Source organism: Algoriphagus aquaeductus (assembly GCF_003253485.1).
GTDB lineage: Bacteria > Bacteroidota > Bacteroidia > Cytophagales > Cyclobacteriaceae > Algoriphagus > Algoriphagus aquaeductus.
In genome coordinates this window covers 16883-41901 of sequence record NZ_QKTX01000010.1, presented here as the reverse complement: position 1 = coordinate 41901, position 25019 = coordinate 16883, and the positions used below count along the sequence as shown (strand labels likewise).

The following is a 25019-nucleotide window of genomic DNA, read 5'->3' as shown; positions in this document are numbered from 1 at the left end:
AAATGGATCAGAAATGGGTTATGTTTCTGTGCCTGCGAATATAAGGAATTTCACCTGCTCGGGATTTTCCGAATGGGAAAAAACAGAATTTTATTTGGCGGCCGGTATTTTTTTTCGGGTTGGAAATCGATTGATTCGCTTTTTGTTGGGTCTGAAACGAATCACCCTGTTTTGAAATCTAAACCTTCTCCTTAGTTTAGTAAGGCATTAGACCCTCAATCGCCTCTATGTCCTCTAAAAACTACGCCTTTTTTGTTTCGATCACAGCCGCATTGGGCGGCTTTTTGTTTGGATTCGACACCGCTGTCATCTCCGGAGCAGAGCGGGATATTCAAGAAATCTGGCAACTCAGCGACTGGATTCATGGATTGGCGATTGCATCGGCTCTCTATGGAACGGTGATCGGAGCGCTCTTTGGAGGAATTCCCGCGGATCGGTTTGGGAGAAAGAAAAGCTTGCTTTGGATTGGTTTATTCTACTTTGTCTCTGCATTAGGCTCTGCTGTAGCATGGGATATCACCTCATTTACCTTGTTTAGGTTTTTAGGCGGTTTGGGAGTTGGTGCTTCTTCAGTAGTGGCACCGATGTACATTTCCGAAATCGCTCCTGCCAAAAACCGTGGGCTTTTGGTGGCCCTTTATCAGTTCAACATCGTGTTCGGCATCGTGATGGCCTATGTGTCCAACTACCTGATCGGCACAGCCGGACTTCCCGAAGATTGGCGATGGATGCTGGGCGTAGAGGCAATTCCAGCCTTGATCTATAGCGTGATGATTTTTAGCATTCCTGAAAGTCCGCGTTGGTTGATCGCTAAGTTTAACGAACTGAAGAAAGCCAGAGAAATTCTTACCCGAACCGACCCTGACGGAGTAGATGAGGCCATCCGACTGGCCATTGAGGAAGAAAAAAGCATGAAGCAAAATGCAGGATTTGGAGCGCTTTTCAACAAACGGTTTTTCTCCAGCACCATGCTAGCGGTGATGATTGCCTTTTTCAACCAAGTCTCTGGTATCAATGCGATCATCTATTTTGCTCCAAGAATCTTCGAAATGGCCGGGATCTCCACAGAAAACGCCCTGATTTCCACCATCGGAATCGGTTTGGTCAACCTTTTTGCCACGTTTTTCGGTCTTTATTTGATTGACCGATTGGGACGGAAAAAACTCATGTATATCGGTTCCTTTGGTTACATCATTTCACTCAGTCTGATGGCTTACAATTTCCTTGGCCCCGGGATTCCTGCCTTTTGGCTGCCGATCTTTGTCTTCGGATTTATCGCTTCCCATGCAGTTGGGCAAGGTTCAGTGATCTGGGTGTTTATCTCTGAGATGTTTCCCAATGAGCTGAGGGCTTCGGGTCAATCCTTGGGTTCGTTTACCCATTGGATTTTGGCAGCCGTCATCGCCAATGTCTTCCCATTCTTTGCCAATAGCTTTGGACCGGGTTATATTTTTACCTTTTTCTGTGTGATGATGGTGATTCAATTGCTTTGGGTGATGCTGAAAATGCCAGAAACCAAAGGCCGATCTTTGGAAGAAATTCAACAAGACTTACAGAAAAAACATGCGTGATCACGTCGTCATCTTCGGGGAAATGCTTTGGGATTGTCTGCCTACCGGCCCTGTCGCTGGTGGTGCCCCCATGAATGTGGCCTTGAATCTCCATCAATTGGGATTAAACTCCCGTCTTATTTCTGCAGTTGGTGCGGATGAAGAAGGGGAAAAACTTCTCGGATTTCTCCAAGAATTCAATCTTCCTCTTGATCTGATACAGACCAAAACAGACCATGAAACCTCTAAGGTGCTCGTGGACACTTCCGATCCCGAAAACATCAAATACACCATTGTCTCCCCGGTAGCCTGGGACTTCATCGAATGGTCGGAAGAATTGGATCGGGCAGTAGAAGATGCGGATGCCTTTGTATTTGGAACCTTGGGAGTACGAAATCCGGAAAGTCTGAAAACCCTCATCAAACTGTTACACCACCCAACCTTACGGATTTTTGATGCCAATCTCCGACCTCCCTTTTATGATTTTGAAGTTATCGAGACACTTCTCGGGTATGCAGATATCCTCAAAATCAATGAGGATGAGTTGGAGATTTTTGCTGACTACTTTGGCACTGATCCCAGCATCGAAGGGCTTTGTTTTCACTTAGATCAGCATTTCCCCATGGAAATCATCTGTGTGACACGAGGATCCAAAGGAGCCATGATCTATCAGAAAGGGAAAATTATCGAGCATCCGGGGTATAAAGTGGCCTTTCAGGATTCGATTGGTGCAGGAGATGCTTTTTTGAGTGGATTTATCAAAATGTATCTGGAAGAAAAAAATCCTGAAGAAATCCTTGATTTTGCCTGTAAACTAGGGGGATTTGTTGCAACCAAAAAGGGGGCAACCCCAAAATATTCTGAAGAGGAAGTTCATCGGGAAATCCGATAACCACTCACTTCAACAGCTCTCTCAATAGCGCGGTATTCATTCCTACCATGTACCACTCCTGAACTTCGATTTCCAGTATAGCCATCATTCCGGGCTGCAATCCGACATAATTGCCTGTAGTCAGATGAGACAATAGCAAACTGATAGTCGGATTGTGACCGATTAAAAGGCAGGTATGGATACTTTTAGGAGTATTTTCTAAAATTTGGAGGAGGATTTCCAAATTGGCGGCATAGATTTCTTTCTCATACACTTCCTCACGAATCGGTAAATAGGATTTGATGATCTCCGCGGTCTCCCTGGTTCTAGTTGCCGAGGAACAATACATCAAATCTATTTCCATTTCCCGTTCTTTCAGAATTGTTCCCAATTTATGAAGTTGGTCTTTTCCTTTTGAGGTCAACTGCCTTTGGAAGTCCACTCCATCAGAAAAGCCTGCCTCTCCGTGCCTTAAAAGAATTAATTGTTTCATTGAATCATGGATTTACTAAAAATACCTGATCGATTTCCCCAAAAATCAAACCAACTGCACACCCTGTAATTTTATATTATTTGGAGGAGAAAACAATGCCGTCTATTTTTAGCCTTTCAAGAAAGACCGACAGGGTCTACAACTTCCTCTTTTATGTCTAAAAATGTTGTCATCGTCGAATCCCCTGCCAAGGCAAAAACCATCGAAGGTTATCTGGGCAAGGATTTCAAAGTAGTCTCCAGCTACGGTCACGTACGGGACTTACCCAAAGGCGATAAAGCGATAGATATCAAAAACCGCTTCAAACCTACCTATGAAGTCACCCCCGATAAACGGGAGGTGATCAAAAATCTAAAATCTTTAGTCAAAGATGCCGAAACGGTCTATCTCGCAAGTGACGATGACCGTGAGGGAGAAGCGATCTCCTGGCATTTGAAAGAAGTGCTAAAATTGGATGATCAGCATACCAAACGGATTGTATTCCGCGAAATCACCAAAAATGCCATTACCAAGGCTATCGAAAATCCCCGTGGGATTGACTACGATTTGGTAAATGCACAGCAAGCAAGACGGATTTTGGATCGCTTGGTGGGTTTTGAACTATCTCCTATCCTTTGGAAAAAAATCAAAACGGGACTCTCGGCAGGTCGGGTACAATCCGTGGCTGTCCGTCTGATTGTGGAGCGCGAGCGGGAAATTGAAGGTCACAAAGCCAAATCCTCTTTTCGCATCACTGCCATTTTCGAAGTTGAGGGAAAAAGTTTCCAAGCCGAACTCCCAAAGAAATTCGAGACCAAAGCAGAAGCCGAAGAATTCCTGAAAAATTGCCTGGAGGCGACTTTCTCCGTAGGAAATCTCGAAAAGAAACCTGCGAAAAAGTCTCCTGCTGCTCCCTTTACCACTTCTACTTTACAGCAGGAAGCTTCCAGAAAGCTCTACTTCTCTGTAGCCCAAACCATGTCGGTCGCTCAGAAGCTTTACGAAGCAGGAAAGATCACCTATATGCGTACCGACAGCACCAACTTATCACAAGATGCCTTGGCTGCTGCTAAAAATGCCATCGAAGATTCCTTTGGCCCTCAGTACCACAAATCACGACAGTATTCCACCAAAAATGAAAGCGCCCAGGAAGCTCACGAAGCGATCAGGCCTACAGATTTTTCCAAAAATCAGGTAAGTGGAGACCGAAACGAGCAGCGCCTTTATGAACTGATCTGGAAGCGGGCCATTGCCTCCCAGATGTCGGATGCCGAACTCGAGCGAACTACCATTACCATCGATATCTCCAATTCCCCACAAAACCTGGTAGCTACCGGTGAAATCATCAAGTTTGACGGTTTTCTTAAGGTATACCTAGAGGATACAGATGAAGAACCGGAAGACGACGAAGAAGGCAACAAATCGCTATTGCCTCCACTAGCTATCGGTCAGAACCTGTCCCTCAGGGAAATGAAGGGCAAAGAAACCTTCAGCCGTCCTGCACCGAGATACACGGAAGCTTCATTGGTAAAGAAATTGGAAGAACTTGGCATTGGGCGCCCTTCCACCTACGCACCTACCATTTCCACAATTCAAAAGAGAGATTATGTGGTCAAGGAATCCCGAGAAGGTACTCCTCGGAATTATGTGGAGATGACTATTTCGGGTGGCAAATTCAAAGAATCGGCCAAGACTGAAAATACCGGCGCGGAGAAAAACAAACTCTTCCCTACCAACATCGCCATGGTAGTCAATGACTTCCTGGTTGAGCATTTTCCAAACGTGATCGACTTCAATTTTACTGCGAAAGTGGAAAAGGAATTCGATGAAATTGCAGCTGGAGGACAAGACTGGCAAGACATGATCGATGGATTCTACGGTAAGTTCCACCACAGCGTAGAAGAGACCGAGCAGGTATCCAGACAGGAAGTTAACTCCAGTCGGCTGATCGGTCAGCATCCGGATTCCGGAAAGAATGTCTATGCCCGTTTGGGAAGGTTTGGGCCTTTGGTGCAAATCGGTGAAAATGAGGACGAAGACAAACAGTTTGCCAGCTTGAAAAAAGGTCAGTTTATCGAAAATGTGACCATGGAAGATGCCTTGGAGCTGTTCAAATTACCGCGAGAAGTCGGCTTTTTCGAGGACAAAAAAATGACTGCAGCCATTGGTCGATTCGGCCCATACATCCGCCATGACAATGCGTTTTACTCCCTCCAGAAAGGGCAAGACCCTCTTGCAATTACCGAATCAGAGGCCATCGAATTGATTCAAGCCAAACGGGAAGCCGACGCCAATAAACACATCAAGGCCTTTGACGAAAATCCTGAAATCCAGATTCTAAATGGCCGATGGGGACCCTACATCAAGTTTGGCAAAAACAACTTCAAAATTCCGAAAGGAAAAGTCGCGGAAGAATTGACCTATGCGGAAACAGTCGAGATTATTGAAGCCCAGCCAGAGGCCGGGAAGAAAAAAGGGAAATTCCCCGCTAAGAAAAAGTAATCCTAAACCGATCCTGAAAAGGGTCGGTTTTGTTTTTTTGGGCTATAGCCTAAGGGATTTTTTATTCATCAATTGAATGGGCTAAAGCCATATTCCTGTTCATAGATTTATTTGCTAATTTTTGAATTGCCTCCAGCTTTAGCTGGGGGAAACTGATGGAGGTAATTAAGTCTTTGGGTTTTAACCAAATAATTTATCTGTTCCATTCAATTTATTCTAAATTCCAATTCCGATTCATTTCAACCATGTCTAGAAAAAAACTTGTCGTCCTTACCGGCGCAGGAGTTTCTGCCGAAAGCGGCATTCGCACCTTTCGTGATTCCAATGGCCTCTGGGAAAACCATGATGTAATGGAAGTCGCCTCCCCTGATGGCTGGAGAAAAAACCGCACCTTGGTTTTGGAATTCTACAACCAACGAAGGAAACAAGCCCGGGAATGCCAGCCCAACGCTGCCCACCTCGCCTTAGCAGCCCTGGAAAAGCATTTGGAGGTACACATCATCACTCAAAATGTGGATGACCTGCACGAGCGTGCCGGTTCATCCAATGTCCTTCACCTCCACGGGGAGCTCAACAAATCCCAAAGCACGGTAGATCCCAAGTTGATTTACGAGATGGATCATTGGGAAATTAAAGAAGGAGACAAATGTGAAAAAGGAAGTCAACTCAGGCCCTTTATTGTTTGGTTTGGAGAAGCTGTCCCCATGATGTTGCCTGCAATGGAACTGACTAAAACGGCGGACTTATTTTTGGTGCTGGGAACTTCTCTGCAGGTATATCCAGCAGCGAGCCTGATCGATTTTGTCCCGTCCCTCACACCCAAATACCTGATTGACCCAGTAAGACCCGATATCCGACTGGATTCAAGACTTATGGTAATCCAGGAAAAGGCCACCGTGGGGATGGAAAAATTCACTGAACTGATACTTAGTCAACTTTGAGTTGACTTTCGAAAAGCCGCTGAACCATAATCAAAAAAATTGTTCTAGATTAAGAATGGAAATGGTCGAAGAGAAATCTTCGTAGTTTCCAAGTAATACAACCCAGGTAACTCCATGAAGTATAGAATAGCTGTGATTGGCGCAGGGCCTTCCGGAATCACTGCCCTCAAAAACCTGTTAGACCAAGGATTGGATGCAGTGGCATTTGACCGAAACCAAGAGGTGGGCGGAAACTGGATTTATTCCGAAAATGAGAGCCATTCCAGTGTCTTCGAGACCACCCATATTATTTCTTCCAAAACCCTTTCCCAGTACGAGGATTTTACTTTTGACGAGTTTGATCCTGACACGCCTGACTATCCTTCTCACGAAGTGTTGAGGAATTATTTCCAAGCCTATGCCCGGAAATTCAACCTTTATCCCTTTATCCGTTTTGGAACGATGGTCAAGCACTGCAAATGGGTGAATGAATTCACTTGGGAAATCACTTTAGAAAAAGACGGAATCGAAAAAACCGAGACGTTCACCCACTTGGTAGTCGCCAATGGACACCATTGGAAACCCCGATACCCAGACTATCCGGGTGAATTTACCGGTGAGTTTATTCATGCTCATCATTTCAAAAAAGCTGCTCCTTTTGCAGGAAAGCGGGTGTTGGTAATTGGAGGTGGAAATTCCGCCTGCGATGTAGCAGTGGAGACCAGCAGAGTATCGGCCACGACTGCGATCTCTTGGAGAAGAGGGTATAGGATTGTTCCTAAATTTTTCTTCGGAAAACCCTCCGACAAAGTTGCCGAACAGTCCAAATGGCTTCCGATCAAAATCAGGGGATTCTTCAATCAGCTTTTGCTGAAGGTAATGCTGGGTGACAACAAAGCCTATGGGCTGAGGCCAGTCACGGAGCCTTTTGGAGCGACCCATCCAACCATCAATGACGAACTACTGCACAAAATCCGACATGGAAAAGTCAAACCGAGATTGGATATCCGGCGCTTTGACGGCAATAAGGTCATTTTTGAGGACGGAAAGGCAGAAGAATATGACACCGTCATTGCCTGTACCGGATATTGGTTGAGCCATCCTTTTTTCGACAAGGAATTCATTGACTATTCTTCCGGACCAGTTCCCCTGTATCTGAGGATGTTTCATCCAAAAATCTCCAATCTGTACTTTATCGGCATGTTTCAACCTCTGGGATGCATCTGGCCCGGAGCCGAATTGCAAAGTAAACTCATGGCTCAAGAACTCATCGGAAACTGGAATCGTCCCAAAAACATCGAAGAATTGTGCGAGCGTGAGGTCTCCCATCCGCATTACAAACAGGTAAATACCCCGAGACATACCATCACGGTGGATTATCATCTTTTTGTAAAAAGTCTGAAAAAAGAATTGCCCAAAAATCACATTTCAAAATCACCCCAAAACAAGGTGGCCTCAGTCACGGAGCCTACTGCCTAAAAGATGATGAACCGGAAAATCAACTATATCCTACTTGGGCTGGTGATCTGGTTTCTCCTTTTTTTGGGTTGGGAATGGTGGAAAAGCTATCCCTTGGTGAAGTGGAACGGGGCTACTTTCCCCCAAACAAAAGAAGAAAAAATTGATTCTTTAATGCTTCAAAGTCTTCAGACTTTTCGGTTGCCCGGATTGGTCTTGGGAATTGTAGAAAATGAAAAACTGATTTTTCTGAAAAGCCTGGGCTTTGCGGACCTCAAAACGAAGGATTCCCTGAAGACAAGTACTCCTTTTCCACTGGCTTCAATTTCCAAGTTGGCTACAGCCCTCACAGCTTCCTCCTATTTTCGGTCTCAGGAAATTCCCTTGGAATCCACGGTCAACTCCATTCTTCCGGAAGGCAAAAAACTCAGCGCAGAATTTGAGTCGATCACCCTGGCTGACCTTCTCAATCACACCTCCGGCCTGAAAGATCCCAAAAGGCTTGAACAACTATTTATTCAATCCGAGAACAGAATTCTCCGGAATCTACCCGACCATCTTCCGATCCCGGAATTGGACAAAAAACCCAAAAACTACGCAGACATCAATTATGATCTGCTGGGTTTTGTGATCGAATCGCATGCTGGTATTGAATTCGATCAGTTGGCCAAAGAAAAAATCCTGAAACCCTCGGGAATGAATGGAACCGAATTCAACAGGACCATCCATCCCTCAGACCATACCCCGCTCAAAGCCTACCAGCCTACCTTTATCTGGAAAAGATTGGAGGAGAAAAAAACCCGTTTTGAGCGCTTTCCTTCTCCCTCCTCCGGGTTGATTAGTACAGGAATTGACCTGGGAAATGCCATGATCCATTTTAGCCGATGGGATATGGGGTTCATTCACAAGGAACTGGAATTTCTTTCTGGAAACCAAGGAGTTCCCTCAGGTTTCCAGGAAATTCAGCTTTCCGGCTATACATTTTGGGGGCACTTCGGCGAACAAGGTGGATACAATGGGCTATTTTTCTTCTCCAAAGAGCTTGACCGCGGGATTTTCCTGTTGACCAACTCCCGGGATGTAAAAGACCATCGCTTCAAAATTGCAGAAGGCGTAATTTCAATTTTACTATCAAATCCATGAATCGCAGCTTCCCCCATCCCCTGATTATTTTATTGATTTTCATTTTCTTGGCCGGAATCGCAGCTTACCTGATCCCTTCCGGAAAATTTGAAAGGATACAGGATGAACTTACCGGAAGAGAGTTGGTGGTACCGGGAAGTTTTCAAGCTATTGAACAAGAAAAGCCGGGTATTGGTGATTTGGTATTGGCGATTCCGGAAGGAGTGATCGCGGGCGCGGAGATTATGGTGCTGATCCTGTTTATCGGCGGGGCATTTTTCATAGTCGAAAAAACCGGAGCTCTTCAGGCCGGGATCGAAGCGTTGATTTACAGATTTAGAAATTCTAAAGCATTGCTGTTTTATCTCCTGGGATTTGCTTTTGCCTTGGGTGGGACTGCGATTTCCATGCAGGAGGAAATCATCCCGATGGTACCGGTGATAATCATCCTGGCAGCCAAGCTCCGCTACGACCTCAGAAGTATCCTGGCCCTTACCTTGGGAAGTTCATTGATTGGAGCGGCTTTTTCCCCGATCAATCCTTTTGTGTCATTACTTGCCCAAAAAGTAGCAGAGGTCGAGCCCTTTAGCGGGGCCGCTTTTCGTGGCGTGTTTTGGGTAATCATTTTGCTCGGGTGGATCACCTATCACCGCTTGACTGGGGCCAAAAAATCCATACAGGAGACGGAGGAAGAGTTTAAGCCGAGACCGATTTCAGGCCGTTTTGGATTAATTCTGCTGATTGCATTCGGAGGAATCGGATTGATGGCCTATGGAATCACCGCTTTGGACTGGGGATACAATGAAATGTCTGCCCTTTTTTTTGTAATCGGAATCACTTGCGGATTGATTGCTGGTATGGGAGTCAATGGCACGGCACGCACCTATGTACAGGGATTTGGGGAAATGATTTTTGCAGGAATCATCGTCGGACTGGCTAGAAGTATTTATCTCATTTTGGAAAAAGGGGCGGTGATTGACCCGATCATTCAAGGTCTCTTCTCCCCTCTTGAGTCCCTGCCTGAGGCTGTTGGAGTGGCAGGTATGTTTATTTCTCAAGCCCTGATCCATATTCCTGTTCCGAGCACTTCCGGTCAGGCGGTTTTGACTATGCCGCTTACGGCTCCATTGATGGACTTGATGCAGATTCCCCGGCAAGTAGCCGTGCTGGCGTATCAATATCCGGCGGCTTTGATGGACATGGTCACTCCTACCAATGGTGGAATGATGGCAATCATTGCTGCATCCGGTATTAGCTTTAAAGACTGGATTTCCTACATTTGGAAGAGTTGGCTATTCCTGATCATGATTGCCCTGCTTGTCACCCTGCTTGGCATATTTTGGTTTGGATAGTCCGAAAACACCAACCCGTTTTACCTATGCATATCAACGAGCACAATCCCCTTTTACCCTATTTTCCAGCTGCTGACCGTTACGATCAGATGAAGTACCGTTTTTGCGGAAGGAGCGGTATCCAACTTCCGGAAATCAGTCTGGGCCTTTGGCACAATTTCGGTCACAATGCGGACTTTACCCTCGGAAGAAAAATCCTCAGAAGAGCTTTTGATCTGGGAATTTGTCACTTTGATCTCGCCAACAACTATGGACCTCCTTTCGGATCAGCCGAAGAAAACTTCGGCAGAATCCTGAAAAAGGATTTTCTGCCCTTCAGAGATGAATTATTGATTTCTTCCAAGGCTGGCTGGGATATGTGGCCGGGTCCTTATGGAAATTTCGGTTCTAAAAAATACCTCATCGCCAGCTGTGACCAAAGTCTGAAAAGAATGGGATTGGACTACGTGGACATCTTTTACCATCACCGTCCTGATCCCAACACTCCTCTGGAAGAAACCATGGGAGCCTTGGCCCAACTTCATCGACAGGGAAAAGCGCTGTATGTGGGCATTTCCCAATATTCTGCAGAAGACACTGCCATAGCACACCAACTCCTACGGGAAATGGGCGTACCACTACTGATCCATCAACCTCGGTATAGCATGATGGACCGTTGGGTAGAAAACGGCCTCATGAATGTCCTGGGTGAAAAAGGAATCGGAAGCATCGCATTCTCACCATTGGAACAGGGTCTATTGACCGACAAATACCTCAAGGGAATCCCTGCTGACTCCAGAGCTGCCAAAGACGGAAGATATCTGAAACCAGAGCAAATCGCTTCCGAAAAACTTGCCAAAATTCAAGCCTTGAATCAAATCGCCTTGCGTAGAGGGCAAACTTTGGCCCAAATGGCCATCGCCTGGCTACTCAAAGATCCAAGAATCACTTCTGTTCTGATCGGTGTCTCCAAGCCGGAGCAATTGGATGATAATGTGGCGGCTGTACAAAACAGCCGCTTCAGCACAAATGAACTGGCAGAAATCGAATCGATTCTAAAAGCCTGATGGCCCCGATTAGCTCCCGAAGTGCCCTGATATTGATCGTGATCGCTCAATTTCTGGGCACTTCGCTTTGGTTTGCCGGCAATGCTGCTGCCCCGGAATTGGAATTCATTTTGGGACAAAAGGACCTAGTCCCTTTGATTACTTCCATGGTTCAGTTGGGATTTGTAGCAGGAACCTTCCTGTATGCCTTTTTCTCCATTCCCGACCGATTTGCTCCCTCAGATGTATTTTTCTTCAGTGCTATCTTAGCGGCAGTTTCCAATCTTGTCTTGCTGATCATGCCTTTGCAATTGACGTGGGTGATTGGAAGCCGATTTTTGACCGGGTTCTTTTTGGCAGGAATTTATCCGGTGGGGATGAAAATCGCATCCGATTATTTTGAAAAGGGATTGGGTTCGGCTTTGGGTTTTTTGGTGGGAGCCCTGGTTTTGGGTACCGGCTTTCCATTCTTCCTCAAAGCATTTGAGGTAGCTATTTCCTGGAAAGTGCTTTTGTTTTCTACCTCAGGTTTAGCGATAGGCAGCGGCGTATTGGTTGGATTTGGCATTCCCAACGGTCCATATCGCAAAATCAATCCTAAGCTTGATTTCGGCCTTCTGCCCTCTTTTGCGAAGAACCCCCGATTGAAAGGTGCCGCCGGAGGGTATTTCGGCCACATGTGGGAATTGTATACCTTCTGGGCTTTTTTGCCGGTCCTGATTCTGTTTTTGACTCAGGGAAAAATCGAAGGCTCCACTCAAGCATTTTGGACATTTTCCATAATTGCCGCAGGAGGGGTTTCCTGTGCAGTGGGAGGTCTTTTTTCAGTAAAAAAAGGGAGTGAAAAAGTGGCCTTGGTCAGCTTGTTGGGCTCCGGTTTTTGCGCTTTGATTTTGTTGATTGCTCCGGAAATCCCTTCCCCGGTGGTTTTTCCTTTCTTGCTGGTTTGGGGGATTTGGGTGACCGCAGATTCTCCACAATTTTCGACCCTGGTAGCCCAGAGTGTCCAACCTGAGCATCGAGGGACGGCTTTGACTTTGGTGAATTGCCTGGGTTTTGGGTTAACCATTGTCAGCATTCAGACAGCCGGATTTCTGTCGGATTTTCTTCAGGTTAAGGTTTATTTAGGTCTTTTGGCGATCGGTCCGTTTATGGGGCTGTTGATCTATAGGTATTTTAAAAAAAAGAAAGTTTGAAAGATCGATGTTTACTTGATTAACTGATTAAATGTTTAATTGATAAGCAAGTTCGAAGTTCAGGGTTCGAGGTTCAGGGTTCGTCATTTGAAATGCTCAGCAGAAGTGTTTGGGGTCCGTCGTTTTATTCGTCTATGTCTAAAATCTTGACTCTTGTATCTAAAATCCAGCATCCTAATACCTCCCACTAAGTCATGGAGCAAAAAAAAGGCTCCTTTCGGAGCCTCCTAGCGAAACAGTCAAACCGGACTATTATCTCACTACATTTTCTAAAGTGGCCAAATAGATCCACTTCTGATCTCTTGAATTCAACCCTGCATTGACCGCTGCTCTTTGCTCTGCGGTTTGATTCAAATCCTCATAGGCCTGAGCATTGAAAAACTGCATGTAATCCCGATACAAATTGACCGTCAAGTGGGTAGAATTCGCCTCTGAACCCTGGGGTAAGGCTGCCCGAAGAAAGCTCCAATGCCCCATCATTCCCTGATTGATCCGATTTTGATGGATAGGCTTGAACACCTCAATTTCTGCTTTTTCATAATCATTAAACTTCCCTTCGACCGCCTTCATCAAATCAAAAGAGGCCAATACACCTGGCTTAAACTGGAAACTGTCATTCGTTTCAGCCAATTGCCTCATGTATAGTCTCACCGGGGCATCTTTGACCGAGAGAGCCTGCTGAAACAAGGTCCTTACCTGCGCATCCGACAAATGGGGATAGGCAATTTTGGTGTATTGAATCATGGTCTCATCTTCTAATCCATTCATCATTTTCACCGGATCATTGAAGTGAGTGACCATGATGTATTGAAAATTCCCACGGTCGGCTCCATTCTGCAATCTCCAGATATCCCAACCATTGATGAGCTTGTCATTCAGGGCCTGACGGTAAACTTTCTCCATCAAGTCTTTAAATTCGATGTAATCAAAAAGCTGGTCTTTTTCCACCTTGATGAACTCGAATACCATGTACTGAGTTTGCTGAGCCTTGAGTATTCCTGCCCAAAGCACCCCACAAACCAACAGAGCTAGAATCTTTTTCATAGTAAGATTGGGTTTAGGGTTAATTGCGCTACCAATAATTTAAAAACTTATTTTGTATAATTTGAAAAATCAGAATAAAAATAATTTTTTAACCCTATTCGCCATAAAAACTTCCATTTAACAAAGAAGCCTAAAAAATGAAATATTGTTAACATTCTTTGAAAAAGCTTAGTATTTTACCAATCAAAATCGAAAAAACATGAAGGGAATATCAAGAAGAGATTGGATCAAAACCGCTTCTTTAAGCAGTGGCCTGACCCTGTTGGGTGCAAACGGGTTGATTTCCGATCTCAGTGCCGAAGAAATTCGAAAATTCAATCCACGACCTCTTGCAGGCCCGGTCCGATTGGGCTCCAATGAAAATCCCTATGGCCCTTCGGAATCCATGAGAAAGGCCATGACCGCCGCCTTTGACAACGGATGCCGATACCCTTGGGGTTACAATGCCTCCCTGGTCAAAATGATCGCTGAGAAAGAAGGCGTCCCGGAGGATTATATCGTGCTGGTAGCCGGTTCGACCGAGGGGCTCAAAGTAGCTGGAATCACTTTTGGAAAGGGGGGAGAAATCATCTCTTGCTCGCCCACTTTTTTGTCCATGATGGAATACGCCGAACTCTGGGGTACTGAAATCAACTGGGTTCCATTGAATAAGGACCTGGATTTTGATTTGGAAGAAATCGAAAAGAGAGTGTCTCACGAGACAAGACTGGTTTTCCTGTGCAATCCCAATAATCCCACGGGCAAGCTTCTACCTGCCCAAAAGGTGATGGACTTTTGCGAAACAGTCAGCAAGCGAGCCGTAGTCTTCAGCGATGAAGCCTACTATGATTACATCACCGAACCAAATTATCCTTCCATGGTCGAGTTGGTAAAAAAAGGGCATGACGTGGTGGTCTCCCGCACCCTCTCCAAAGTATATGGATTGGCGGGAATCCGGATGGGTTACCTGATCGCCAAACCCGAACTGGCGACGAAACTCAAGGACCGGGTGGTAGCCAATACCAATATCATGGCTATTGAAGCCGGAAAAGCTGCACTTCAGGACAAAGAATTTTACAAGTTTTCTTTACAAAAGAACGCCGAAGCCAAATCCCTCTTGTGCAAAACTTTGGACGAACTCAAATTGCCATATCTGGAATCACACGCCAACTTTGTGTTTTTCCAATCAGGAAAAGATGTGTCAGAATTGGGGAAAACCATGGCCCAAAAAGGGTTCATCATTGGAAGGCCATTCCCTCCATTGAATGATTGGTGCCGGATCTCCACCGGGACCATCGAAGAGGTTCAGCTTTACAACCAAGCGATCAAAGAAGTATTGGGCTGATGGTAGATCGGAATCTGATTTTGGAAAACGAATTAGTCCTGCTGAGGCCTTTGACCCGGCAGGATTTTCCTTTTTTAAAGCAATTGAGTGTTGATCCCTCGATGTGGATATTTTTCACCCATGACCTGAGCAAGGAAGAAGATTTTGAAAATTGGGCGGCAGGTCATTTTTCAGGAGATCGACTACAATTTGCCGTGATTGAAAAAGCCTCCGGAAAAATAGCCGGATCCACAGCTTTTGGAAACTTCTCTCCCCGAGATCAACGATTGGAGATAGGCTGGACTTGGCTGGGTAAGGATTTTCAGGGAAAAGGCATCAATCCCGCCATGAAAAAAGCGATGCTGGACTACTGCTTTCAAACCTTAAAACTGAAGCGGGTTGAATTCAAAACAGATGTATTGAATCTTCCGGCGAGAAAGGCTCTTCAAAAAATCGGTGCCGTGGAAGAAGGTGTCCTAAGAAGCCACACGCTCATGACACACGGAAGGCGTAGAGATACGATTTATTATAGTTTTTTGGAGGGGGAGTGGAGAGGCGATGGAAATTTACAGATTTGAAATTTGAGATTAAAAGAAGCCGAGCTGGAAGGGATTGGGGTCCTGATTGGGTTCCAAGACCTGAATTTGGGCTGCGGGAATTCGATGAATAAACTGGCGCAAAAAATAAAATGTCTCAGGAATAGGAGGTACAGACTCCAAATCTGAAGGTTGGATGGCTTCTCTTTCCAAAAACCCGTATCGACTCAATATTCCTCCTTCGAAGAGGCAGGCGGCCACTTCCCCTTCCTTTCTTCCGGGCAAAGTGATCAACAGCTCTTTTTTGGATTCCCTGATCAATTTGATAAACTCCTCCACTCGGGAGTTATAGGAATCTGGGTGCTCTCCTGACCTGCAGGCACCTTGGCAATGAACATCTTGGACCTCTTTACAGGTGACCTTTCTGATTCCGCAAAGTTTTTGGCACAATTGATACCCCTCCACTGCCTCCATCAAGAATTGACGGGCTTCCTCAGCGGAGAAAAAAGTCTCCAGTGGCTTCAGACTCTTGGTCACCTTAGCAATCTGAAATCTATAAAACCCGCTACTGTCTTGGTAGTGAAAAAGTCCCCAAAGAGTTTTCGGCATTTTCATGGCTGAGTTATACTTGGGCCATAGACGTTTGATTTCAAGCGTTTCGATCAGCAATGCCATAAACTCCGAACCGGTCAGCTGCCACTGCAAGTCGACCACTTCTGCCTTAAGCTGTTGTTTGAGATGGGGAAGGATTTTACCTGAAAAATGTCCCTTAAATCGCTCCTTGATATTTATCGCCTTCCCTACATAAATCACCTTGCCCTTGTCATTGAGCATGAAATAGACCCCACAAGCCTCGGGAATTTGGTGGAACTTGGAAAGAGAGAAATGTGGAGGTAAAAAGGCTTCTCCTGAGTTCTTTTTCAAGGAAGAATAGATAACCTCCTGATTTAGAACGAGCATTCGGTCGAAAAGCAGTGCGGTGGCTTTGGCATCTCCCATTGCCCGGTGGCGGGCTAGAATAGGAATTTTTTGTTGCTCGCAGATTCTACCCAAACTGTAAGATCCCAAGCCTGGGAATACTTTACGGGCAAGCCTAACGGTGCAGAGACGGGAAGACTTGAGTTCCCTCCCGGTCTTCAAAAAGGCCTCGCGGATAAAGCTGAAATCAAAATTGACCTGATGGGCGACAAATACCCTTCCATCCAACAAATCCCAAAGTTCATCGGCGATTTCTTCAAAGGTTGGCGCATTTCCGACCATGGAATTGTCAATTCCAGTCAACCCGGTAATAAATGCGGGAACAGGCACCTGAGGATTAATGAGAGTCTGAAACTCATGAATAATCTCTTGTCCATTATGAACCACTACGGCGATTTCCGTGATCCCCCCTCCCGAGGGATTTCCTCCTGTGGTTTCAATATCGACTATCGCAAATTCCATCCGATAAAGGTAAGCGCTTTGGGAATAAGTGAATGGAAAGTGACAAAGGTTGACGGAGGGATGAAAAATGTTTTATGGTTCTTGGTTTGGAGTTCAGCGTTGAACTCCAAACCAAAAACTATTTTTTCACATACATCGCAATCAGTTTCTCTGCACAGCGCTCACCATCCATAGCAGCCGATACAATCCCACCGGCATAGCCTGCTCCTTCGGCACAGGGAAACAAGCGCTTAATCTGTGGATGTTCAAAGGATTCTTTATCCCTCGGAATCCGCACAGGAGAAGAGGTTCTACTTTCTACTCCGATGATTTGTGCCTCATTGGTCAAGTAGCCTTTCATTTTTTGACCGAAACCTTTGAAGGCGATCGCCATACGGGCAGCAATGAAATCCGGGAGCACTTCCCGCATCTCCACTGATTCCAATCCCGGTTGATACGAAGTATCCAAAAGTGAGGAGCTCACCTTCCGATTGACGAAGTCCACCATCCGCTGCGCCGGGGCCACTTGACTCTTCCCTCCCATTTCCCAGGCTTTCTTTTCCACTTCAGCCTGAAAATGCAAGGCTGCCAAGGGACCGTATTTCCTGTATTGGGGTAAATCTTCCAACTCCACGGAAACCACCATTCCCGAATTGGCAAATTTACTGTCGCGACGGCTTGGACTCATCCCATTGACCACCAACTCTCCCGGTGCAGTGGCTGCAGGAACAATAAATCCACCCGGACACATACAAAAACTAAACACACCCCGCTGTTTGCCCTGATAGTCGGTCTGCTGGACCAAAGAATAAGCCGAGGCAGGAAGGTACGGACCTCTGTCCACTGCACAGTGGTACTGAATGCGGTCAATCAGATTTTGGCTATGTTCGATCCTCACCCCCAGTGCAAAGGGCTTGGCTTCGATCAGGATTCCCCGATCCTGAAGGAGGTGAAAAATATCCCTTGCCGAATGACCGGTAGCCAGGATTACTCCTAATCCTTTGATCTTTTCACCGGATTGTGTGACTACCCCTTTGATTTCGTTCCCTTCGAGAATAAAGTCTTCCACACGGGTTTCAAAGAGGATCTCCCCTCCCGCCTGAAGAATACTTTCACGGAGTTTGGCCACCAAAACGGGGAGTTTGTTGGTACCGATATGCGGGTGAGCATCGACCAAAATTTCCTCCGTCGCACCATGATACACGAATATTTCCATGATGCGTCGAATATCTCCACGCTTCTTGGAGCGGGTATAAAGCTTACCATCCGAATAGGTTCCTGCTCCTCCCTCCCCAAAGCAATAATTGGAGTCCGGATTCACGATACCTTCCTTGTTGATCGCGGCAAGGTCTCGTCTTCTTGCCCGGACATCTTTTCCCCGCTCAATGACTATAGGCTTCACTCCCAGCTCAATTGCCCGAAGTGCAGCGAACAATCCGGCAGGTCCTGCACCGACAATAATCAAAGGATCTGATTGATTGACTTGGTGATACTCCGGTAAATGATCCAAGAGCGATCCCGGGCTTTCATTGATAAAAAGTTCTGCCTCCACATTGACGAGGACTTTTCTTCCCCGAGCATCAATAGATCGACGGGTTTGTCTGGCGAAAGTGTTGGAAGAATCTGGTTTTAGCCCGGCTTTTTTGAGAACTGCCAGTTTGAAATTGGCCTCATCGTAAGCCTCTTCCGGGCTAAGTTGAAGCGTAAAGCTTTTTTTCATGGTAAGGTATTTATCCTTAAATCAGGACAAAGGTACAAACAGGAAGGGATTCGAGCAGGAGAACTGGAGTAATTTGTTAAAGGTTAAATGTTAATCGTTGAGGTGGATTGGGGTTCGAAGTTCAGGGTTCGGAGTTAGAACCTCCATCGAAATTCTGGGGTCGGGGACTTTTCAGTTAAAAGTTAAAATGATACACGGAAAGCTGCACGTGTTAAGCAATTTGAAATATTTCGATGATTTAAATCCCCCTAGCCCCCTTAGGGGAATTTGCCAAAATCCAACATCAAACCTTTAAATCCTTTGGCTGCGTGCATTTCTAAAGATCAGAAGATCAAGTTAACGCCATATTTTTGGGAATCTTCGGTCATCGGTCTTCCAGCCCAAAATCCGTGGAATATTCGTCAACTGCCAGAATAGCGTATCATCAGTTAATAGGATATACGGAATGCTGCCAAAAGCCAAATTTACTTTAAGTCCACCTAAACTTGATTTGAATTCGGTCAACCCCTGTCGCTCGATGTCCACTCCATCAGTTGTCGACTGCCCACCCTTAAACCATCCATCCCTAAACGTGGTGGCTGAGCTCGATCATTGAGCTTTTCGAAGTGCTTTCACTTACTGGAAAAGAATTGGATAATTATTTTAAAAAAAGTCGATTACCAATCGATCACTGAATTTGGTCTTTGATCATTGACTATTGTGTTGGACAATTGATCTTTTGACTTGCTCAATTCATTCGATCCAACACTTCAAAACGAGAAGAATTGGAGATATACTCAGGAACAAGTGCTTTCAAATGCCTTACCAAATCGGTTTCATTATTTTTCCCGATCAGATCTTGGAAGAGGTCGATTTGACCATCTATCTTGTGATAGGAGGATGGCTGCACTTGGGCAATCTTAATTTTCGGGTGATGGGTAATTTTTACCGTTTCGAAGTCATTCAGAAGTTCTTCGTAAAGTTTTTCACCCTCTCTAAGGCCTGTAAACTGGATTTTAATATCCTGATCTACTTTTTTGCCGGAAAGCTGAATCATCTTTTTGGCCAAATCCAGAATCTTGACCGGTTCGCCCATGTCAAATACATAAATCTCTCCACCTCGGCCCATGACCCCGGCTTCCAAAACCAACTGGCAGGCTTCGGGTATGGTCATAAAGTATCTGGTGATCTCCGGGTGCGTTACCGTAAGCGGTCCCCCATGCATGATTTGCTTTTTGAACAAGGGAATCACCGAACCATTTGAGCCTAAAACATTTCCAAATCGGGTTGTGATAAATCGAGTATGAAACTTCTTGTGATTGGTTTCCAGATATTCATTGAGTGCCTGAACGTACATTTCTGCTGCCCGCTTACTGGCTCCCATGACATTGGTCGGATTGACCGCCTTATCGGTGGAAACGAAAACAAATTTTTCGACTTGGGATAAGACCGAAAGGTCAGCCAATATTTTGGTTCCAATCACATTGGCATGTACCGCCTCCTCGGGATAATTTTCCATCATCGGCACATGCTTATAGGCTGCGGCGTGAAACACCACCTGAGGTTTGAAGTCTTTGAAGACTTCTTTCATTTTCTTCTTATTTCGGACATCGCCCAGAATAATTTTAATCCTGCATCCCGGATAATGTTCTTTAAATTCTTGCTCTATATCATACAGCGGAGACTCGGCTATATCCAGCATGACCAAAAGACTGGGATGGTAATGGCTGATTTGCCGGCAAAGTTCTGAACCAATCGATCCTGCTGCCCCTGACACTAATACCACTTTCCCTTTCAGATCCATCTCAATTTGGGGATTATCCAAAAGGATGGGTTCCCGGCTGAGCAAGTCCTCGATCTTTATCTCCCGGATTGCACCGGCAGTCAAGCCCCCATTGATCCACTGATCTACAGGAGGAACGATCGATACCGTCAGATTCAATCTCAGACATTCGTCTATGATTTCATTTTTTCGCTGCACAGACAGATCTCTTACTGCGATGATCAGCTCGGTAATCGCAAATTGCTTGACCAGTTTTTCAAGATCTTCCAAGCCTTTGTAAATGCGCTTTCCGTCGATGTTTTTCCCTTCCTTCTTGGAATCATCATCCAAAAAGGCCACGACATTGACCAGACTTTTGCTATCTCTCTTGATCGCCTCCTGCGCTATAATACCTGCTTCACCCGCCCCAAAAATGGCCGCATGTCTCATTTCTCTTTCCGTAACCCCATTTTTGATGTACACGAAAAGTTCCTTTACCAACAAGCGATAAAAGACAAGCATGAACAAAGCCGACAAGCTGGCAATAATCAATACTGAGGTAGGAAGCAGAAAACGGTCATTGAGGAAATTCCCGTGGAAGAAATTCAAAAAGAGAAACAGGATGAAATTGATCATCACTGTCTTGAAAATATTGGATCCGTCCCTAAATCCGGTATGCCTTACAATCCCCTCATAACTTCGGGTATTCTGCATCACCAACAACCCACCCACCATAAAGGTGAAACTTCCGGCAAAGGCATCATACTGCTCGATCAGTTCAAGCTCGAAATTGAATCGAACCAAATATCCAAAGAGTGCACATTGAAAAAGAATAAGGGAATCCAGGGTCGCTATGATCCAACGTGGCAGAATTTTTAACCGTGACAAAAAATTCATAGGTAAAGTTTTTTCAAATAGTCAAAATTGCTAGAGGCTACTATTTTTTCAGAATTTAGTCACAAAGTAAGCAGAAATTTTAATTTACTTCAATTTTCCAAGAAATTATAGGGATTATTTTAAATCTCGAAGGTGGCTGAAACCTTTAAAAAATCAAGATTTTTTACCTGTAGGACAAGACGTGCAGAAAAGTTTATCCACACTGCATTTTTTACGCCTTGCAAGGATGATGAGAAGATATTTTGCCTTGAGTCCGAAAAAAATCAACTAGAATGCAATCGGAAAAATTGGATAAAAAAAAGATGGAATAAGTCAAGTATTTCCCTTGAACTTACCCATGGTGACATGTCCTTGTTGACTTATCCCTTTGCCCCTGAGCACATTCCATAAGGTTTGGAACAGGATTTTCACATCAAGAAAAAAGGAAACATGTTTGACGTACCAAAGATCTAACTTGAATTTTTCAGGCCAGGAAATCGCATTTCGTCCATTGATCTGAGCCCATCCGGTTACTCCGGGCTTCACCTGGTGTCTTTGGGCCTGCTCTGCATTATAGAGGGATAGGTATTCCACCAACAAAGGTCTCGGCCCCACCAAACTCATATCACCTTTAATGACATTCAGCAATTGAGGAAGTTCGTCTAAAGATGTATTTCGGATCAACTTTCCAAAACCTGTTAGCCTCTGTTCATCCGGAAGTGGATTCCCATTCGCATCCGTCTGGTCGGACATGGTCTTGAACTTGATTATTCTAAAAACACGTCCATCCTTTCCGGGCCTAAATTGGAAAAAAAAAGGAGATCCTTTGTAGTAAACAGTAAGAATCAAAAAGAGTGAGACGAAAACCGGTGAAAAAACGAAAAGCATCAGGCTACCCAAAAAAAGATCCAAGACCCTCTTCCCAACTTCCGGATAATTCACCTCAGGACACTTTACTCAATTCATTCTCGATCAAGCCACAGATCAATTTTTGATCTTCAAAAGTCAGGCTCACGGAACTAGGCAAACAAAGGCCTTTTAAAAACAACTTTTCAGAAGTACTTCCGCCATAGAAAGGGGCAAACTTATATACCGGCTGCAGATGCAGCGGTTTCCACAAAAAGCGCGTTTCTATGCCATTTTTAAACAAGACTACTCTCAGGCGATCATTAGATACTCCTGTCAGTTGTTCGTCTATCAAAATGGTGGTCAGCCAATAGTTGGATTTAGAATCTTCATTGTCGGTTTGGAAACTGAGCCCCGGGATATCCGCCAAAAGCATTCTATACCGCTCATTGATCAATCTTCTTTTTGCAATCCAGGTATCCAGTTTTTCCAATTGGGCCAAACCAATGGCTGCTGCCATATTGTTCATCCGGTAATTATATCCGATTTCCAGATGCTGGTAAAAGGGCAAATCTTCTCTGGCCTGCGTGGAGAGATATTTAGCACGCTCAATAAGACCTGCGTCTTTGGTGAGCAAAGCACCTCCACCTCCCGTGGTTACTATTTTGTTTCCGTTGAAAGAAAAAATACCGATGGTCCCAAAAGTACCACAATAACTGCCTTGGTAGGTACTTCCTACCGCCTCAGCCGCATCTTCCAAAACAGGGATTCCATATTTATTGGCTATCTCCAAAATCTCATTCATTTTAGCAGGCATTCCAAAAAGATGGACCAAAATGATGGCTTTGGGCTTTCTGCCCAGCGCTAACCTGCTCAATATCGCGTCCTCCAGTAATTCCGGGTCGATATTCCAGGTTTCCTCCTCACTGTCCACAAAAATAGGTTTGGCACCCAGGTAAACGATTGGATTGGCTGAAGCACAAAAAGTAAAGGACTGACAAATCACTTCATCCCCTTGCCCAACTCCGAGTAAAACCAGGGCAAGATGTAGTGCCGAAGTTCCGGAATTGAGTGCAACTGCCTGATGGGATACGACTTTTTTTGCAAGCTTGGATTCAAATTTTCTTATAAACTCACCACTGGTTGCCAGTTGCCCGGAACTCATTACTTTCTGGAGGTAAAGGTTTTCATTACCTTCAAAAACCGGAAAAGACAGCGGTACTAGGTAAGACATTTAAGCTTGTAGTGATATCAATCTGCTAAACATAGCATATCCTCTACAAAAACCCAACCAAATATCTTTCAATCTTTAGCTGCCTATTGAATCTGCATTAAGTGTTTTTATGAATTTACCCCTAAAAGTTTTAATTAAGGTTCATTTTTGCCGAATTAACCATCTGATCCTCAACCTTTATTTTTACACGCTGGGTTGTTTTAAGAGGTCTCAAATCCAACACTCTTGGTTCCCGGTGTATTCTCTTTTTGAGGGATTTTACGGTGATTTTATCCAAGCGGGAACCCATCAAGAGGACGATCGCTGATAATAGCGGCAATACAATATTGTCTGAATAATTTCCCATTCCAAGAACCAAGCCTATGAGAACCACCTGAATCAGCCCTAAAAGCAAAGCGACTTGATTGTGCTTCAATCCGGATCTCAACAAGAAATGATGCACATGGCTTTTGTCTGCACTCATCGGGTGCTTCCCTTTGGATATCCTGCGGGTAAATACCCTTGCCATATCATATAAAGGATAGATCAGCAAGACAATACCCATGGTGAAAGAGGGTTCAATTTTTAAAAGCGCTCCTGCGGGAAGTGCCGAATTGTATTCCATAAAGGCCAAGATCAAACTGCCAATGGAAAAGCCCAAAGCCAAAGAACCGGTATCACCCATGAAAATTTTGGCAGGATGCCAATTGAATACCATAAAGGATAATATCCCTCCCAAAAGTGTAAAACTCAACAAGGCATAGCTTTCCAGCCCCTGTACGTAAAACCATGCGCTCAACAAGGAAAGGGAAATGATGGCGATCGTCCCTGCCAAGCCATCCAAACCATCCACCAGATTAAAGGCATTGGTCAGTGCCAAAAGTACAAATGAGCTGAAGACATAACTCACCACCAAGGGCAGTTCTTCAATTCCCAAAAATCCGTGAAATTCTTTAATCCTGATATCACTCACCACTACTACCAAAACCACGGAAATCAATTGGCCTAAGATTTTGTGTTTGGGATTAAGTTCGACCATATCATCGCGGAAACCGACGAAAAACATCAGAGCAATGGCGCCCAAGAGGTATCGGATATCCGGTAAGGGATACTGCCAGCCCCAAATGGCCAAAGCCACATAGGTAGCGAGCATAAATGCAATTCCACCCATGGAGGGGGTAAATTTTTTGTGGATTTTTCGCCCTCCGGGCGTGTCTCCGATTTTGGCCTTCCGCAACACAGAAATGACAATCGGAGTCAGTAAAAATCCTACCGAAAAAGAGGTAAGCGTAGCTAAAAGAAAATTCATAATGTGGTAGTTATCAAAGAATAAGAATGGTTTTCGAATTTAAGTTTTTACAATTATTATGCCTAATTTTTAGCAAGAAATTAATTTCAAGGGATGGCAATTGAAAAGTTTTAAAATAATCCTAATTCCCCATCAATTTAAAATTTGTATTGCCGAATTACAATTTAGAGTATTTGAAGATTTTTTTGTTTTTTTTCTATTCCTACAAAGTTAACGTGGGAATCCGGGGAAACGCTACCCAAAGCGTCGAAAAAAATCCCAAAGTCTGGATTTTTTTTAGTAGTAATGCCTACAAATTCCGAAGAGAATCTCTAAGTCTGCGACTTGGGCGTATGGGAATTTTGGAGGTGGGGAGTATGAGGTAAATAAGGGAAGTCAGGTATCAAATCCCAAACGCAAGGATCAATTTTCAGGGAAGATGACTATGCACGAGCTTCAGGAAGGTAGGCACTCCTAGAAATTATTTTGATCCTGCTCTTCCCTCGCAATGACGAAAAGCGTCGTCGCGAGGAGAAATCACGTCATCGCGAGAAGCAAAATGACG

The 25019-nt window shown here is 44.8% G+C and carries 19 protein-coding genes; 11 read left to right on the top strand and 8 right to left on the bottom strand.

Annotation, left to right across the window (positions count from 1 at the left end; all coding sequences use genetic code 11):
• The first annotated feature begins 227 nt into the window (after window positions 1–227).
• Complete coding sequence (locus tag CLV31_RS13825) at window positions 228–1571, top strand: sugar porter family MFS transporter (protein ID WP_111393496.1); 1344 nt, start codon at window positions 228–230, stop codon at window positions 1569–1571.
• Complete coding sequence (locus CLV31_RS13820; RefSeq protein ID WP_111393495.1) at window positions 1564–2442, top strand: carbohydrate kinase family protein; 879 nt, start codon at window positions 1564–1566, stop codon at window positions 2440–2442. Before CLV31_RS13825 ends, CLV31_RS13820 begins: the two co-directional genes overlap by 8 nt.
• Before the next feature lie 4 nt (window positions 2443–2446).
• On the opposite strand, the gene CLV31_RS13815 is transcribed toward CLV31_RS13820, so the two are convergent.
• Window positions 2447–2914 (bottom strand): SixA phosphatase family protein, encoded by a 468-nt coding sequence (locus CLV31_RS13815; RefSeq protein WP_111393494.1) that lies wholly within the window; start codon window positions 2912–2914, stop codon window positions 2447–2449.
• A 153-nt stretch (window positions 2915–3067) separates the two neighbouring features.
• Here CLV31_RS13815 and topA point away from each other — a divergent pair, with 153 nt between their 5' ends.
• From topA to CLV31_RS13780, 7 genes are all read left to right on the top strand, one after another.
• On the top strand, window positions 3068–5395 hold the full coding sequence (gene topA, locus CLV31_RS13810; protein WP_111393493.1) for a type I DNA topoisomerase: 2328 nt from the start codon (window positions 3068–3070) through the stop codon (window positions 5393–5395).
• A gap of 245 nt (window positions 5396–5640) precedes the next feature.
• Window positions 5641–6336 carry a Sir2 family NAD-dependent protein deacetylase gene (locus CLV31_RS13805; RefSeq protein ID WP_111393615.1) on the top strand — a complete coding sequence of 232 codons (696 nt, stop codon included), beginning with the start codon at window positions 5641–5643 and terminating at the stop codon, window positions 6334–6336.
• Between the two features lie 114 nt (window positions 6337–6450).
• Window positions 6451–7794, top strand: coding sequence for a flavin-containing monooxygenase (locus CLV31_RS13800; RefSeq protein WP_111393492.1), 1344 nt, complete (start codon window positions 6451–6453; stop codon window positions 7792–7794).
• A gap of 3 nt (window positions 7795–7797) precedes the next feature.
• Window positions 7798–8916, top strand: a complete 1119-nt coding sequence (locus CLV31_RS13795) for a serine hydrolase domain-containing protein (RefSeq protein ID WP_111393491.1) — start codon at window positions 7798–7800, stop codon at window positions 8914–8916.
• Window positions 8913–10247: a YfcC family protein gene (locus CLV31_RS13790; protein WP_111393490.1), complete on the top strand. Its 1335-nt coding sequence runs from the start codon at window positions 8913–8915 to the stop codon at window positions 10245–10247. The genes CLV31_RS13795 and CLV31_RS13790 overlap by 4 nt, the downstream gene beginning before the upstream one ends.
• Before the next feature lie 26 nt (window positions 10248–10273).
• Window positions 10274–11293, top strand: a complete 1020-nt coding sequence (gene mgrA, locus CLV31_RS13785; RefSeq protein WP_111393489.1) for an L-glyceraldehyde 3-phosphate reductase — start codon at window positions 10274–10276, stop codon at window positions 11291–11293.
• A complete protein-coding gene (locus CLV31_RS13780) occupies window positions 11293–12468 on the top strand; it encodes an MFS transporter (protein ID WP_111393488.1) in 1176 nt (391 codons plus the stop codon). The genes mgrA and CLV31_RS13780 overlap by 1 nt, the downstream gene beginning before the upstream one ends.
• Before the next feature lie 252 nt (window positions 12469–12720).
• On the opposite strand, the gene CLV31_RS13775 is transcribed toward CLV31_RS13780, so the two are convergent.
• On the bottom strand, window positions 12721–13512 hold the full coding sequence (locus CLV31_RS13775) for a hypothetical protein (protein WP_111393487.1): 792 nt from the start codon (window positions 13510–13512) through the stop codon (window positions 12721–12723).
• 199 nt (window positions 13513–13711) lie between these two features.
• On the opposite strand from CLV31_RS13775, the gene CLV31_RS13770 reads away from it, so the two are divergent.
• A complete protein-coding gene (locus CLV31_RS13770) occupies window positions 13712–14836 on the top strand; it encodes a pyridoxal phosphate-dependent aminotransferase (protein ID WP_111393486.1) in 1125 nt (374 codons plus the stop codon).
• Window positions 14836–15393, top strand: a complete 558-nt coding sequence (locus tag CLV31_RS13765) for a GNAT family N-acetyltransferase (protein ID WP_111393485.1) — start codon at window positions 14836–14838, stop codon at window positions 15391–15393. Before CLV31_RS13770 ends, CLV31_RS13765 begins: the two co-directional genes overlap by 1 nt.
• Window positions 15394–15402: 9 nt before the next feature.
• Here CLV31_RS13765 and CLV31_RS13760 read toward each other — a convergent pair whose 3' ends face one another.
• From CLV31_RS13760 to CLV31_RS13735, 6 genes are all read right to left on the bottom strand, one after another.
• The gene (locus CLV31_RS13760) at window positions 15403–16791 is read right to left on the bottom strand and encodes an exonuclease domain-containing protein (RefSeq protein ID WP_111393484.1); all 1389 of its coding nucleotides are present in this window, start codon (window positions 16789–16791) and stop codon (window positions 15403–15405) included.
• A 118-nt stretch (window positions 16792–16909) separates the two neighbouring features.
• The gene (locus tag CLV31_RS13755) at window positions 16910–18490 is read right to left on the bottom strand and encodes an NAD(P)/FAD-dependent oxidoreductase (protein ID WP_111393483.1); all 1581 of its coding nucleotides are present in this window, start codon (window positions 18488–18490) and stop codon (window positions 16910–16912) included.
• 727 nt (window positions 18491–19217) lie between these two features.
• Complete coding sequence (locus CLV31_RS13750; protein WP_111393482.1) at window positions 19218–21128, bottom strand: polysaccharide biosynthesis protein; 1911 nt, start codon at window positions 21126–21128, stop codon at window positions 19218–19220.
• 312 nt (window positions 21129–21440) lie between these two features.
• On the bottom strand, window positions 21441–22049 hold the full coding sequence (locus CLV31_RS13745) for a sugar transferase (protein ID WP_262510281.1): 609 nt from the start codon (window positions 22047–22049) through the stop codon (window positions 21441–21443).
• A gap of 1 nt (window position 22050) precedes the next feature.
• Window positions 22051–23187 (bottom strand): DegT/DnrJ/EryC1/StrS family aminotransferase, encoded by a 1137-nt coding sequence (locus CLV31_RS13740; RefSeq protein WP_111393481.1) that lies wholly within the window; start codon window positions 23185–23187, stop codon window positions 22051–22053.
• Window positions 23188–23317: 130 nt separating this feature from the next.
• Window positions 23318–24475, bottom strand: coding sequence for a glycosyltransferase family 4 protein (locus CLV31_RS13735; protein ID WP_111393480.1), 1158 nt, complete (start codon window positions 24473–24475; stop codon window positions 23318–23320).
• Window positions 24476–25019: the final 544 nt, after the last annotated feature.

What these genes read in the sequence shown, in the direction of transcription:
- CLV31_RS13825 (WP_111393496.1), top strand. Translation starts at nt 228, where the DNA reads ATGTCCTCTAAAAACTACGCCTTTTTTGTTTCGATCACAGCCGCATTG.
- CLV31_RS13820 (WP_111393495.1), top strand. Translation starts at nt 1,564, where the DNA reads ATGCGTGATCACGTCGTCATCTTCGGGGAAATGCTTTGGGATTGTCTG.
- CLV31_RS13815 (WP_111393494.1), bottom strand. Translation starts at nt 2,914, where the DNA reads ATGAAACAATTAATTCTTTTAAGGCACGGAGAGGCAGGCTTTTCTGAT.
- topA (WP_111393493.1), top strand. Translation starts at nt 3,068, where the DNA reads ATGTCTAAAAATGTTGTCATCGTCGAATCCCCTGCCAAGGCAAAAACC.
- CLV31_RS13805 (WP_111393615.1), top strand. Translation starts at nt 5,641, where the DNA reads ATGTCTAGAAAAAAACTTGTCGTCCTTACCGGCGCAGGAGTTTCTGCC.
- CLV31_RS13800 (WP_111393492.1), top strand. Translation starts at nt 6,451, where the DNA reads ATGAAGTATAGAATAGCTGTGATTGGCGCAGGGCCTTCCGGAATCACT.
- CLV31_RS13795 (WP_111393491.1), top strand. Translation starts at nt 7,798, where the DNA reads ATGATGAACCGGAAAATCAACTATATCCTACTTGGGCTGGTGATCTGG.
- CLV31_RS13790 (WP_111393490.1), top strand. Translation starts at nt 8,913, where the DNA reads ATGAATCGCAGCTTCCCCCATCCCCTGATTATTTTATTGATTTTCATT.
- mgrA (WP_111393489.1), top strand. Translation starts at nt 10,274, where the DNA reads ATGCATATCAACGAGCACAATCCCCTTTTACCCTATTTTCCAGCTGCT.
- CLV31_RS13780 (WP_111393488.1), top strand. Translation starts at nt 11,293, where the DNA reads ATGGCCCCGATTAGCTCCCGAAGTGCCCTGATATTGATCGTGATCGCT.
- CLV31_RS13775 (WP_111393487.1), bottom strand. Translation starts at nt 13,512, where the DNA reads ATGAAAAAGATTCTAGCTCTGTTGGTTTGTGGGGTGCTTTGGGCAGGA.
- CLV31_RS13770 (WP_111393486.1), top strand. Translation starts at nt 13,712, where the DNA reads ATGAAGGGAATATCAAGAAGAGATTGGATCAAAACCGCTTCTTTAAGC.
- CLV31_RS13765 (WP_111393485.1), top strand. Translation starts at nt 14,836, where the DNA reads ATGGTAGATCGGAATCTGATTTTGGAAAACGAATTAGTCCTGCTGAGG.
- CLV31_RS13760 (WP_111393484.1), bottom strand. Translation starts at nt 16,791, where the DNA reads ATGGAATTTGCGATAGTCGATATTGAAACCACAGGAGGAAATCCCTCG.
- CLV31_RS13755 (WP_111393483.1), bottom strand. Translation starts at nt 18,490, where the DNA reads ATGAAAAAAAGCTTTACGCTTCAACTTAGCCCGGAAGAGGCTTACGAT.
- CLV31_RS13750 (WP_111393482.1), bottom strand. Translation starts at nt 21,128, where the DNA reads ATGAATTTTTTGTCACGGTTAAAAATTCTGCCACGTTGGATCATAGCG.
- CLV31_RS13740 (WP_111393481.1), bottom strand. Translation starts at nt 23,187, where the DNA reads ATGTCTTACCTAGTACCGCTGTCTTTTCCGGTTTTTGAAGGTAATGAA.
- CLV31_RS13735 (WP_111393480.1), bottom strand. Translation starts at nt 24,475, where the DNA reads ATGAATTTTCTTTTAGCTACGCTTACCTCTTTTTCGGTAGGATTTTTA.